Origin of the sequence: Shewanella avicenniae, from assembly GCF_017354945.1 — a bacterium.
GTDB classification, from domain to species: Bacteria; Pseudomonadota; Gammaproteobacteria; order Enterobacterales; family Shewanellaceae; genus Shewanella; species Shewanella avicenniae.
In genome coordinates this window covers 954934-968300 of the sequence record NZ_CP071503.1, presented here as the reverse complement: position 1 = coordinate 968300, position 13367 = coordinate 954934, and the positions used below count along the sequence as shown (strand labels likewise).

At 50.6% G+C, this 13367-nt stretch carries 13 protein-coding genes and 1 other RNA gene; 5 read left to right on the top strand and 9 right to left on the bottom strand.

Annotation, left to right across the window (positions count from 1 at the left end; all coding sequences use genetic code 11):
* Positions 1-209: 209 nt before the first annotated feature.
* The 6 genes from gcvP to JYB87_RS04150 all read right to left on the bottom strand — a co-directional run bounded on the left by gcvP (position 210) and on the right by JYB87_RS04150 (position 8050).
* On the bottom strand, positions 210-3098 hold the full coding sequence (gene gcvP / locus JYB87_RS04175; RefSeq protein WP_207355657.1) for an aminomethyl-transferring glycine dehydrogenase: 2889 nt from the start codon (positions 3096-3098) through the stop codon (positions 210-212).
* A 115-nt stretch (positions 3099-3213) separates the two neighbouring features.
* Complete coding sequence (gene gcvH, locus JYB87_RS04170; RefSeq protein WP_207355656.1) at positions 3214-3603, bottom strand: glycine cleavage system protein GcvH; 390 nt, start codon at positions 3601-3603, stop codon at positions 3214-3216.
* Between the two features lie 22 nt (positions 3604-3625).
* Positions 3626-4720, bottom strand: a complete 1095-nt coding sequence (gene gcvT / locus JYB87_RS04165) for a glycine cleavage system aminomethyltransferase GcvT (RefSeq protein WP_207355655.1) — start codon at positions 4718-4720, stop codon at positions 3626-3628.
* Positions 4721-4973: 253 nt separating this feature from the next.
* Positions 4974-6188 (bottom strand): FAD-dependent oxidoreductase, encoded by a 1215-nt coding sequence (locus JYB87_RS04160; RefSeq protein WP_207355654.1) that lies wholly within the window; start codon positions 6186-6188, stop codon positions 4974-4976.
* A gap of 2 nt (positions 6189-6190) precedes the next feature.
* A complete protein-coding gene (gene ubiH, locus JYB87_RS04155) occupies positions 6191-7438 on the bottom strand; it encodes a 2-octaprenyl-6-methoxyphenyl hydroxylase (protein WP_207355653.1) in 1248 nt (415 codons plus the stop codon).
* A 36-nt stretch (positions 7439-7474) separates the two neighbouring features.
* On the bottom strand, positions 7475-8050 hold the full coding sequence (locus JYB87_RS04150; RefSeq protein ID WP_207355652.1) for a UPF0149 family protein: 576 nt from the start codon (positions 8048-8050) through the stop codon (positions 7475-7477).
* 232 nt (positions 8051-8282) lie between these two features.
* Between JYB87_RS04150 and zapA the strand changes: the two genes are divergently transcribed.
* The 4 genes from zapA (at position 8283) to sodC (ending at position 10219) form a co-directional block, all read left to right on the top strand.
* Positions 8283-8591: a cell division protein ZapA gene (gene zapA / locus JYB87_RS04145; RefSeq protein ID WP_207355651.1), complete on the top strand. Its 309-nt coding sequence runs from the start codon at positions 8283-8285 to the stop codon at positions 8589-8591.
* A gap of 41 nt (positions 8592-8632) precedes the next feature.
* Positions 8633-8817, top strand: a non-coding RNA gene (gene ssrS, locus JYB87_RS04140) — 6S RNA.
* A 128-nt stretch (positions 8818-8945) separates the two neighbouring features.
* Complete coding sequence (locus tag JYB87_RS04135) at positions 8946-9566, top strand: 5-formyltetrahydrofolate cyclo-ligase (protein ID WP_324032492.1); 621 nt, start codon at positions 8946-8948, stop codon at positions 9564-9566.
* A 128-nt stretch (positions 9567-9694) separates the two neighbouring features.
* Positions 9695-10219, top strand: a complete 525-nt coding sequence (gene sodC / locus JYB87_RS04130) for a superoxide dismutase [Cu-Zn] SodC (RefSeq protein WP_324032490.1) — start codon at positions 9695-9697, stop codon at positions 10217-10219.
* Positions 10220-10396: 177 nt separating this feature from the next.
* Here sodC and JYB87_RS04125 read toward each other — a convergent pair whose 3' ends face one another.
* Positions 10397-11338: a DUF808 domain-containing protein gene (locus JYB87_RS04125; protein WP_207355649.1), complete on the bottom strand. Its 942-nt coding sequence runs from the start codon at positions 11336-11338 to the stop codon at positions 10397-10399.
* A 177-nt stretch (positions 11339-11515) separates the two neighbouring features.
* Here JYB87_RS04125 and rpiA point away from each other — a divergent pair, with 177 nt between their 5' ends.
* Complete coding sequence (gene rpiA / locus JYB87_RS04120; RefSeq protein ID WP_207355648.1) at positions 11516-12175, top strand: ribose-5-phosphate isomerase RpiA; 660 nt, start codon at positions 11516-11518, stop codon at positions 12173-12175.
* Between the two features lie 83 nt (positions 12176-12258).
* Here the strand turns inward: rpiA and JYB87_RS04115 are convergent, their stop codons facing one another.
* On the bottom strand, positions 12259-12594 hold the full coding sequence (locus JYB87_RS04115; protein ID WP_207355647.1) for a cupin domain-containing protein: 336 nt from the start codon (positions 12592-12594) through the stop codon (positions 12259-12261).
* Positions 12595-13131 carry a hypothetical protein gene (locus JYB87_RS04110; protein ID WP_207355646.1) on the bottom strand — a complete coding sequence of 179 codons (537 nt, stop codon included), beginning with the start codon at positions 13129-13131 and terminating at the stop codon, positions 12595-12597. It abuts the gene before it with no gap.
* Positions 13132-13367 lie beyond the last annotated feature (236 nt).

Here is a 13367-nt window from a genome sequence, read left to right as displayed (position 1 = left end):
GAAAAAATATGTCAAGTACTTAGCCGCAAATCTGACGGATAAGTGCGCTAGCTTGGAATGGGGCATGAACAATTCGGGAAGGCGACATAGCAAAAAGGCGAACCATTTGGTTCGCCTTCTTAGGCTATCGAGTTTCCAACTTCAATTGCTGTTTCCAACTACAATGCAGCGGTATCCAACTACAATTGATGTGATCATGATTTAAAATGTTATTTGTACTCAGAAACAGGTACACAACTACAGTGAAGGTTCCTGTCCCCGAAAACGTCATCAATACGATTAACCGTCGGCCAAAACTTATTGGCACGTACTGCCGCGCTTGGGAACACCGCCAGTTCACGGCTGTAAGGACGCTCATCAAACGTTGGGTCCATGATATCCGCCATAGTGTGCGGCGCATTGTGCAGCGGGTTGTTATCCGCTGGCCACTCGCCGGCTTCCACTTTGGCGATTTCGCCACGGATAGACACCATCGCTTCAATAAAGCGATCCAATTCCACTTTTGATTCAGACTCGGTTGGCTCAATCATCAGCGTACCCGCTACTGGGAAGCTCATGGTTGGCGCATGGAAACCGTAGTCGTTCAAACGCTTAGCGATATCCATTTCAGTCACGCCTGATGCTTCTTTTAGAGGACGCAGGTCGATAATACATTCGTGCGCCACGCGGTCGTTACGGCCACGGTACAACACTGGATAGTGCTCAGACAGCTTTTTGGCCAAGTAGTTAGCGTTCAGCATGGCGGTTTGGGTCGACAGACGTAAGCCTTTCGCGCCCAGCAGCTTGATGTACATCCAGCTGATTGGCAGGATGCCCGCACTACCGTATTGCGCCGCAGATACTGCGCCGTTGTTGTCGCTTGCTTTGCCCAGTTTTACCACTGAGTGACCAGCGACGAACGGTGCCAAGTGTGCCTTAACACCGATAGGACCCATACCTGGACCGCCGCCCCCATGAGGGATAGCAAAGGTCTTATGCAGGTTAAGGTGCGATACGTCAGCGCCGATAAAGCCCGGTGCAGTAATGCCCACCTGCGCGTTCATGTTGGCGCCATCGAGGTACACCTGACCGCCATGTTGATGCACGATATCGCAGATTTCGCGCACAGATTCTTCATACACGCCGTGAGTCGATGGGTAAGTGATCATGATACAAGCTAAGTTGTCAGCCACTTCTGCAGCGCGTGCGCGCAGATCGGCCATATCAACGTTACCTTGCTTGTCACATTCAACCACGACCACTTTCATACCCGCCAGCTGGGCTGATGCTGGGTTAGTGCCGTGAGCTGAGTGTGGGATCAAACACACGTCGCGGTGTGCTTGGCCGTTGGCTTCGTAGTATTTCTTAATCGCCAACAAACCAGCGTATTCGCCTTGTGCGCCTGAGTTCGGCTGCATACACACGGCATCGTAACCGGTGATTTCCACCAACCAATCAGACAGTTCGTTCACCAGTTGGGTGTAACCTTGTGCCTGATCTTGTGGGCAGAATGGGTGCATGTTGGCAAATTCAGGCCAGCTGACTGGGATCATTTCCACCGCTGCGTTCAGCTTCATGGTGCATGAACCCAGAGAAATCATTGAGTGATTCAGCGCTAAGTCTTTGTCTTCAAGACGTTTGATATAACGCATCATCTCAGTTTCGCTGTGATACTGATTGAAGGTTGGGTGAGTCAGAATCGCATCTTCACGCACTAAGTGCTCAGGGATAGACGCGATGCCATTAGCAACAATGTCGCTATCCAGCGCGGCGACATCCAAACCATGACCTGCACCGAGGATGATATCGAACAGTTCAGCGATATCAGCGCGAGTGGTGGTTTCAGCCAAGCTGACACCCAGTGTGCCTTCAGCATCAACACGCAGGTTCACTTCAGCCGCTGCCGCACGGGCAACTACCGCATCAACATCCGCAACGGTGAACGTCAGGGTGTCGAACCAAGTGCTGTTAGTGAGGCTCACGCCTTTGGCGCTTAAGCCAGCCGCCAGAATGTCGGTCAAACGGTGAATGCGCTCAGCGATGGTTTTCAGACCTTGTGGGCCATGATAAACCGCGTAGAACGATGCCATGTTGGCCAGCAGGATCTGTGCAGTACAGATGTTTGAGTTAGCTTTTTCGCGGCGGATATGTTGCTCACGGGTTTGCATTGCCATACGCAGCGCGCTGTTACCGCGAGTATCTTTTGATACACCGATAATACGGCCTGGCATTGAACGCTTGTGGGCATCTTTAGTGACAAAGAATGCTGCGTGTGGACCACCAAAGCCCATTGGCACGCCAAAGCGTTGCGCCGAACCAAACACTACGTCAGCACCAATTGCGCCCGGTGATTTCAACAGCACCAGCGACATGATGTCTGCGGCTACAGTGATAATGGCTTTCTTCTCTTGCAGTTTGGCAAACAGCGCGGCGTAATCGCCAATCGCACCCAGCTTGTTGGTGTATTGGAACAGGGCGCCAAACAGCTCGTAATCAGCGGCGGTGTCAGCCGGGCCAACTACGACTTCAAAACCAAAACATTCGGCGCGGGTTTTGACCACGTCGATGGTTTGTGGGAATACATCATCAGCGACAAAGAAGATGTTGGCATTTTTAGCCTTAGATACACGCTTAGCCAGTGCCATTGCTTCAGCAGCGGCTGTGGCTTCATCCAGCAGTGATGCTGAGGCGAGATCCAGACCAGTCAAATCCATCGACATCTGTTGGTAGTTCAGAATCGCTTCTAAACGACCTTGAGCAATCTCTGGCTGATAAGGGGTGTAAGCGGTGTACCAACCTGGGTTTTCCAGCACGTTGCGCAGGATAACTTTTGGTACTTCAGTACCGTAGTAGCCCATACCGATATAGCTTTTAAACACCTTATTTTTGGCGGCAATCTCACGCAGGCATTCAGTACCTGCGGCTTCGGTGCATGAGTCATCCAGTGCCAGTTCACGGCCAAGACGAATAGCTTCCGGCACGATTTGTGCGGTGAGATCTTCCAGAGAATCCGCGCCAACATAATTCAGCATCTGTTGCTGTTGGTCAGCATCAGCACCGATATGGCGGCGAATAAACAGATCGTGTTGCTCGAGCTGAGCGAGAGTTTGCTTGGTCATTTGACTATTGTTTCCACTTGTCGCCGATATGCGTCTGTAGGGGGAGACGAGGTATCGATCTAATCTTGTTCAAACAAACGAAGCCCCTGAGTTGGGGCTTCGTTGGCATCGACGCTTACTCTTCGTCGATAACAGCCTGATAGGCTTCTGCATCAAGCAGGTTTTCCAAGTCGCCGTCATCAGATGGCTTAATACGGAAGAACCAACCGTCAGCATATGGCTCGCTGTTTACCAGCTCAGGGCTATCTTCTAACGCTTCGTTTACGGCAACCACTTCACCAGAGATTGGCGCGTAGATGTCAGAAGCGGCTTTTACAGATTCAGCCACGGCACAGTCGTCGCCTGCGCTCAGGGTGTCGCCCACTTCTGGCAGTTCAACAAACACCATATCGCCCAGCAGCTCTTGGGCGTGCTCGGTGATACCCACTGTGTAGCTACCATCTTCTTCTTTGCGAACCCACTCGTGAGAAGCGGTGTAGAATAATTCGTTAGGAATATCGCTCATTATTGTTTTCCTTTACCGTAATTCAGAAAGCTTGTTTTCCGTTGCGCACAAAACTTGGCGCTATCACTTTAACAGCGACGCGCTTTTTACGCATTTCCACTTCAGCAGAATCCCCGATTGCGTTTGGAACCCGTGCCATCGCAATAGAATAGCCTAATGTGGGGGAGAATGTACCACTGGTGATAATGCCAGCATGTTCTACACCGTTTGCATCGGTGAAGTACACAGGCATATCGTGGCGCAGTACACCTTTTTGTTCCATGACCAAACCGACCAGCTTTTCAGTGCCAGCCGCTTGGATTTCTGTCAGTGCCGCACGGCCGATAAAGTCACGGTCGCTTGGTTCCCATGCAATGGTCCAGCCCATGTTGGCGGCTAATGGATTGATGGTTTCATCCATATCTTGACCATAGAGGTTCATGCCTGCTTCTAAACGCAGGGTATCGCGTGCACCTAAACCGGCTGGCTTAACGCCTGCTTCAAGCAGTGCTTGCCACAGGGCTGGGGCATCGGCTTCTGGCACCATGATTTCGTAGCCAGCTTCACCGGTATAACCTGTGGTAGCGATAAACAAAGTGCCAGCTTGCACACCGAAGAACGGCTTCATGCCTTCAACGGCAGCATTTTGTGCTGCAGTGAACACAGTGGCCGCTTTGGCTTTGGCGTTCGGGCCTTGAACAGCAATCATCGCCAGCTGTGGACGTTCAATCACGCTCACGCCAAAGGCTTCTGCTTGCTTGTTGATCCACGCTAAATCTTTTTCGCGGGTCGCAGAGTTCACCACCACGCGGTAGTAAGTGTCAGTCAGGTAGTAGGTGATCAAGTCGTCGATCACGCCAGCATCTTCATTCAGCATGCCGCTGTAGAGTGCTTTACCCGGTACTTTCAGTTTGGCGACATCATTCGCCAACAGATAACGCAAAAAGGCTTTAGCGTTATCACCTTCAATATCTACCACTGTCATATGCGATACGTCGAACATGCCTGCGTCTTGACGCACAGCATGGTGTTCCTCAATTTGGGAACCGTAGTTGAGGGGCATATCCCAGCCGTGGAAGTCGACCATCTTCGCGTTGGCTTCCAAGTGCTTTTGGTAGAGAACAGTTTTATTAGCCATTGTTATCCCTTCTCTGTCGGGGCTTGCGGTTTTCTTATCCTGCTGACACAGGGTTAAAATGCTCACCGAGTATAAACTGCGTGCGATTTCGTTATACAGGTTAAATTTCTAATCCGATCTATTGTAGATTAGTTTTTTTAATGCGACAGATGATTAGTATCACACTATTGGCGAGTTAATGAGCAAAATAAAAGCCCAGAATATTAAAATATTTTGGGCTTTTATCTGGATTTGTGTGGCCAGATTAGAAGATTTAATCAGGCTTACATAAGCGCGGTAACTTGAATTTATGTCCCATGGCCTGTTGTATGAACAGTGTTTTCATTCCTGAAACACTATTAACCAAGTTTAAGCCGATATCGCGGATCGCTTTTTTAAGCGGATTGCTGCCAGCAAACAGGCGATGGAAGCCTTCCATTGCGGCAATCATCTCCATCGCTTCCGCTTTACGCCAGCGCTCAAGCGGGCGCAGGTTTTCGTAGGCGCCGATATCTTTGCCTTCATCGTGCAGTTTGGCGATCTCATCGACAATCGCGCCAGCATCAAGGAAACCGAGGTTAACGCCCTGCCCGGCCAACGGATGAATGGTATGCGCCGCGTCACCGGCCAATACCAACCGATGTTGAGCAAAGTGACGCGCAAAACGCATCCGCAACGGGAAGGAGTGACGTTCGCTTTGCAGTTCGCATAAGCCAAGTTTGCCATCAAACGCAGCGGTCAGTGCTTTACTGAAGCTCGCCGCATCTAACGCTAATAGCTGTTCGGCTTTTTCTGGCGGTACCGACCATACAATTGAGCACAGGTTGGCACCATACAGAGGTAAAAAAGCTAATGGCCCATCGGCTGAAAACACCTGCCGCGCACAACCGCCATGCGGCAGTTGCGTTTTGATGGTCGCCACAATCGCTTGATGGTCATAATCCCAAAATGTCAGCGGAATTTGGCACTGCTGCCGCACCCAAGAATTAGCGCCATCAGCCGCCACCACCAAGGCAGCGCTAATGCTGTCGCCCCGTTCTAGGGTGATCCAGGCTTCGCGTTCACCAAAGGCCAGCTGGCGCACTTTTTCGTTTTCGAGCAGGCGCAGGTTGTCGTACTCAGCAGCCGCTTGGGCTAAAGCGTAATGGATTGCGTCGTTTTCAATAATGGTGCCGAGTGAGTCAGCACTCACCGCAGCGGCATCAAATTGAATCGCGCCCATGCCGTCTTTTTCCCACACGTCCATTTTGCTATACGGCGCTAAGCGTGCGGTTGGAATATTGCTCCACGCACCTAAGTGTTGCAGCAGTGCTTGACTGGCTTTATTGATGGCGCTGACGCGCAGCCGTGGCTCACCGCTGACAGGCGCAGCGGCGCTGCTATCAATCACCACCACATCTAATCCAGATTTGGCAAGACCGCATGCGGTGGCGAGCCCCACCATGCCGCCGCCAATCACGGCCACATCATAACTTTGTGTTTTGAACATGCTCAGCTCCTTGCTTGAGAACGAGATTGCTGCCGACCTTGCCACCCCATGGCGCGGCGTGCGACCGGAGTTTTCAGCGGTGGTAACCAAGACAGCATGCGTAAGCCAAGATTGCGCCCAGCCACTAGCGGCCAGTATTGATTCGAGAATCCACGCACCAGCAGTTCAATACTGGCGATGGTTTCGCGGCGGTCTTGCTCACGACTTTGCAAGTAGTGATGGATAAGCTGAACGCCTCCCAGATCCTGATCTTGTGCCAAGCCATCGCCCACCGCATCCACCAAGGCCATCACATCGCGCATACCGAGGTTAAAACCTTGCCCCGCGATCGGGTGCAGAGTTTGCGCGGCGTTGCCGAGATAGACAGTGCGATGATACGCAGGGCGCGGCATCAGCGATAATGCCAGCGGATAACAGTGGCGTTCACCTAGTTTTAAAAAGTTACCGGCGCGATTGCCAAAGGCTTGCTGCAACGCGCTAAGAAATTCGCTATCGCTCATGGCTAGGTGACGTTCAAGCAGCGGCGTTGCCATCGCCCACACTAACGATAAGCGTGGTTTGCCGTCACTATCAGCCATCGGCAGCAAGGCAATCGGGCCGTTTTCGGTGAAACGTTCCCACGCCATGTTGTGGTGCGGCTGGCTGACGCTGATATTGGCGATAATGGCGCTTTGACCAAACTCACTGACCTCAAGCGGCAGCTGTTGCAGTTCACGCACTTTAGAGTTGAGGCCGTCAGCGGCGATCAGCAGTTTGCATTGCAGCTGCTGGCCGTTATCGAGGGTCAGCGTGTGATGCTGTTGTTCGCTGTGAATACTGGCCAGTGTCGCTGGGCAGTAGTATTCAATGCCGCTTTTTGTGAGCAAGGCTTCTAACACTTGGCCTGCACGGCTGAGTTCAATCACCTGCCCGAGCGCGTCCAAGCCAAAGCGTTGAGCGTTAATTTCGGTCATGCCGAAATGGCCACGGTCTGATACGTGAATATCGCGGATTGGCGTACCGAGTTTAGCAAGGCTTTGCCAAATACCCAGTTGGGATAAGGCGAAGATAGAGCCATCAGCAACGGCGATGGCGCGGGCATCAAAACCGGAATCTTGTTGACCGGATTGATGCGCTTCAATGAGGGCAATCTTTAACGGTTTACCACAGCGCTTAGCTTGCTGGGCTAACCCCAATGCGGTGGTTGCGCCCACCATTGCACCGCCGACAATCGCAACATCTACTTGAGTCAAGTTGGCGTTTGAATCCATGTCGATTTTCAGGCCGCCATAAACGGCCTGTACTCCTTAATGCAAAATGCCTTTGTCTTGTTCGGCACTGACACTGGCTTGCGCATGCAGCACAAACTCAGCAAAACAGAGAATGGCCGACATGCGGACAAATTCTAATAACTCTTGGAAGGCGCTTTCGCTTTCTTCATCCTCGCCAACGTCGAGATCCACTTGGGTGATTTCAGCCAAGTCGCGGATCACATCGCGCACATCTTCAGAGGATTGATTCAGTTTAGGTTGCACCACCGCGATACCAGTGAGGAAACTTTGGGTCCACAGTGACAGCGCTTCTAACCGAGAGGCGAGCGGTTCTTCCTCTTCTGGCAACAGTAGGGTGAAGCCAAACTCAGGGTCAGCTAAGCGGGCAGCCACATCTTGATGCATATCTTGGATCAAGCTGCTCAGCGCGCTTGGCAACTGTTTGCCATCATTCATCAATTCGCACATAGGCTGCAGCCAATCTGTTGCCGCTGCACCGCCACAAATAATGCCCACCAGAGCGCCATGCACTTCTACTGGATGTTGGCCGATTTCGGCACAGTCTAACTGTTCACGCAGCTTATCAATCTGCAATGAAGGAGGAGTCGCCATATCCCACAATCTCAATGAGTAAATTACATCGGCAATGCTATCAGAGTTGGCCAAGCTGACCAAGGTAAAGCCTGAAAACTGCGAGGGTTAAGTGGTCTTATGTGCTGAATCTGTTCAGTGAAACATCAATCAATAACAGATTGCTCGTCGGTTCAGCTTTCGTCACTTGCACTTTAAAACGCAGGCCTTTATAGTCCGCCTCAGACGCCGGGCAATAGGAAGATTGTCGAAAATGAGTATTAACGCTGTAGATATCACCTTGATGGGACGCAGCTACTCAATTGCTTGTCCCGCAGGGCAAGAAAAGGCTCTGAGGTTAGTGGCACACAATATTGAGCAGCAGTTAACGCAGCTAAAAGGCCGAACTAACAGTCTCAGCAGAGAAGATTTATTAGTAATGGCTGCATTAAATATTGGCCACGAACTGCTGACAGAAAAGCAAAAGAATCAAGATTATATGCAACAAATGGATCAACGTATTCTGTTGTTGCAGTCTACCCTAGAGCAAGCGCTGGTTGAGCGCAGCGATAGAGCAGACTAAACTAATAATGTGTAACGAGCCTTTTGGCTCAACCCCGAATTTGCTCCCTGGGGTGTTCGATAGTTGGCAATGTCCCTGTGCCGATATCTTTGACCTTAGGGTTACTGTTTTTACTGACATTGAGCATGCTCGGCGCGAACCGAGAAGCCTTAGGATGTAATCAGTGACCCGACCTTGAACTTCTGGTTCAAGGGCTTACGCCGGCTAACGGCACTCTGGGGAGCATCCCAATTCAAAAATCGGCTAAGGCCGATTTTTTCGTTTCTGCGCTCAACTTGCACTCGTCGGCCGAAGCACCGATGATAGCCAAGGTAATCACCGCCGTAACTCACGGTCATTTGAGAGAGTTTGATTTTGACGATTCCTGCTGGCACCGCAATTCCCCACGATGAGCGTTTAGCGCACTGCAAACAGTTACGAGCGGAAATCCGTAAGCAACGCCGTAGTTTGTCGGCCGAGTTTCAAGCCGAAGCGGCGGCGATGGCCTCGCAACGCTTGCTGGAGATTATTGACGCGCGCCCTGCGATTCGTCAGGTTGCCCTCTACTTTAGCTGTGATGGTGAGCTGAGTACCGCGCCGCTGTTTGAGGCCTTATGGCAACGCGGCATTGCGACGTGTTTGCCCGTGTTACATCCGTTCAATCACGGCAACCTGCTGTTTTTGCATTACGATGCACAGACCACAATGCAGCAAAATCGTTTCGGTATTCTGGAACCCAAACTCAATAGCCAACAGTTGGTATTACCGCGTCAGTTGGATCTGATCCTCACCCCCTTGGTGGCGTTTGATAATTTGGGTAACCGCATGGGCATGGGCGGTGGTTTTTATGATCGCACCTTGGCTAATCCGCAGCTGTCAGCACTGGCGGTTGGCTATGCCCACGACTGCCAACATCACGAGCAACTGCCTGTGGCGGAATGGGATATTCCACTGCCGTTAATCGTCACCCCTACACGGTTAATTAATAATCTATAACTCACCATTAATATGATTTGCGTCACATTTTAGTTGAGCGTAAGCTGTTGCAACTGCCGTAAGCGAGGTCTGCGTTCTGTCTGAATTGCTGTCTTACGGTTCACCCATAACCAATGGAGAGGTTGTCTATGTTTAAACGTTCAATGATGGCATTCGCCTGTGCTGGTTTGCTTTCAACGGCAGCAATGGCCGCTGAAACGCAAGTTGAGGTATCGCTGTTAACTGCTGAAGGCACAACACCGATCGGTACCGTGGCGTTAGCCGATTCTGCCTACGGTTTAGTGCTGACACCCAACCTGAAAGAATTAACCCCGGGCGTGCATGGTTTCCATATTCACCAAAATGGTAGCTGTGGCCCTAGCGAAAAAGATGGCAAAACCATACTCGGTGGCGCTGCAGGTGGTCACTTTGATCCCGCAGGCACTGGCACACACGGTTACCCTTGGAGCGATGGCACCCATGTGGGCGATCTGCCGCCGCTATTTGTCACTGCAGATGGCGTGGCCAGTACTCCGGTGTTAGCGCCTAAATTGAAAGTGGCTGATGTCAAAGGCAAAGCCTTGATGATCCACGCTGGCGGCGATAACTTCTCTGATACGCCAAAACCTCTCGGTGGTGGCGGTGCTCGTATGGCCTGTGGTGTGATTGACTAAGCTTGAGATGTGATTGAGTTCGTGCTGAGTTCAACTTAGGCACTAAACAAAAGACGCAGCTTGTTTAAGCTGCGTTTTTTTATGCGGATTTTTATGTGAATTTCTATGTGGATTGCTATGTGAATTTCTATGTGAATGGCTACGGCATTTAAAGCCAACGGTTGTTAACGCCTAAGCTTAGCTAGTCACTTGCTGTTTGAGTTTGCTTAAGCCGCTAATCAGCACTAGCACCACCGCGCCAGCGACAATACCCAACACCGCATTAAGCAGCGTCGGCACCAATATACTCAGCAGGCTGCCCATGCCTTCAATCGCTGATGCCGCCACGGCTTGGTGTTCAATCCATTCGCCAATGCGATGCACGCCGTGCGCAATAATGCCACCACCCACCATAAACATTGCCGCAGTGCCAACCACGGTCAGCAGCTTCATCAATTTAGGCGCGGCACTGACCAACAATAAGCCGAAGCGACGCACGCTGTGCCACAAGCCGCCCTGCCCTTGACGTTCGCTAAGATACAGCCCGACATCATCGAGTTTTACGATCGCTGCCACTAAGCCATATACGCCTAACGTCATCACCACCGCGATAATCGCTAAAGTCGACAATTGAGTGACAAACTCGCTCTCGGCCACAATGCCTAAGGTGAGCACGATGATCTCCGCCGACAACACAAAATCCGTGCGGATCGCGCCTTGGATTTTACTTTGCTCCCACGCTTCTAATCCTCCGGCGTGTTGCAAACTCTCAACCGCTTCGGCTTCGCTTTTATGCTCAGTTTTATGGGTTAATTTATGCCACAGCTTTTCAAAGCCTTCGAAGCAGAGAAACAAACCGCCTAGCATCAGCAGCGGCATAATCAGCCAAGGCACAAAGGCGCTAATCAGCAAGGCCGCAGGCACCAGAATCGCTTTGTTACGCAACGAGCCTTTGGCCACCGCCCACACCACAGGCAGTTCACGCTCGGCACGAAAGCCGGTCACCTGCTGGGCGTTTAACGCCAAGTCATCGCCTAAGACACCCGCGGTCTTTTTCGCCGCCACCTTACTCATCACGGCAACATCATCCAAAATGGTGGCAATGTCGTCCAACAGTGTCAGCAAACTCGCTCCAGCCATGACAGCTCCTTTTTGCAGGCTAAAATTATGTTAACAGTTTAAAGCGGCATCATAACTCAGTCGCCGCGCTAACTCCGCAAAATTTCGGCGGATTGTTAAGCAAGCGCTGCAGTAATGCCAAGTTATGGCTATAATACCGCCCGATAACTCTCCATCATCTCAACTCTGGAACCCATAATGACCCAAGATGAATTGAAAAAAGCCGTTGGCTGGGCTGCTCTTAAATACGTTGAAAAAGACAGTATTGTAGGCGTCGGCACTGGTTCTACAGTCAATCATTTCATTGATGCACTTGCGAGTATTAAAGGCGATATCGAAGGTGCAGTATCAAGCTCAAAGGCCTCTGAAGAACGTTTAAAATCTTATGGTATTCCAGTGTTTGACCTTAACACTGTGGATCAATTGGATATCTACGTGGATGGCGCCGACGAAATCAATCCTCACATGGAGATGATCAAAGGCGGCGGTGCAGCGCATACTCGCGAGAAGATCGTCGCAGCAGTTGCCAAAACCTTTATTTGTATTGTGGATGGCAGTAAACAAGTTGATGTGTTGGGTGATTTCCCACTGCCGGTTGAGGTGATCCCAATGGCGCGTTCCTATGTGGCGCGTGAGTTGGTGAAACTGGGCGGTGACCCGGTTTATCGTGAAGGTGTGGTGACCGATAACGGCAACATCATTCTCGATCTGTACAACTTTAAGATCATGAATCCAATCGAGATGGAGCGTACCATCAACAACATCACAGGTGTAGTGGCGAACGGTATTTTTGCGCTGCGTAGCGCCGATGTGGCGTTAGTGGGTACTGACTCAGGCGTTAAAACCATCGAAGCATAATTTCGCTGATTTCAGCGACAGAAAAGCCGCATTACTGTTTGACAGTGATGCGGCTTTTTTATGCGTGCAACACTCAACTAGGGCTATTGGCTGGGCGGATAAAACACCGCTAACCAGACGGTAATTTCATCCTCAGTCGTCCAGCTCACGCGGTGCTGGCATCGTGCAGGCAGCAGCAAACTATCGCCTACGGTTAGCGCCACTTCGCGGCCATCGGCATATTGAATGTGGGCAGCACCTTGCAGCAACAAAATCCACTCATCTTCGGCTTGATCGTACCACTGCCCCTCTGGCGTGACTTGCCCATCCGACAAAATCCGCTCAATGCGCAGTTCTGGGGTTTTGATGAGAGTTTCAAACAACTCTGCCGTCAATGAAGACGGCAGAGAATCTAACAGATTGGTGACACTGGCAGGCATTTATGAGCCTGACGGAGCCAAGAATGGTGATTTGACGCGATGGTTATCCACCATAGTGATGTAGCCTTGTGAAGGTTGCAGCATCAGTTTTAAGGTGTAACTGAACGGACGATCAATATCGTCTTCAAACTTCACGTCGAACGCATAGCTGTAGTGAGTGCAAGATTTGCCTTTGAGCCACTGTTGAAACTCTTCAAACTCGCGTTTGCCTTCGGCAGTCAGTTGGAACTGGTAGCGGTTACGCGATTGAGTCAAAAAAATCCAACTCCGCTCAGCTTGCATCATATCCACGCCCACCAGCACCAGCGGAAACTCCTTTCTGACTGATCCTTGGGCTGACACAATTTCAGCACCTAACTTAATGGTGCGCAGTTTTACAAAGTCATCTACCACTAATCTCGCGCGAACAGAATCTGGATCGATACCAACAAAATCTTGCTCATCAAACGTTACCAGATGCTGATCAGTCCCTGCGGTTTGAGATACTGATGAACAGCCCGAAAGCATGATCGCCAATACTACCCATATGTATTTCATTATGTATCTCTCCAACCGTAGCTTGCCGTTCAAATATCCAATACACCTTATAGCGTGTTGAAAATTTTTGTAAAGCAGGAAACAATTTTTTTACATTAATCTTTTTTTCTCAGGAATTATTTTAGTGTTCTGCCGTCAAAGAAGGATCGATTTGCCAGCAAATTGGCGAAATTTAACAGAGGATTTTGTCGGATTTGTGAACTGGTGAAAAATTTTCACATCTAGTAAAAAATTAA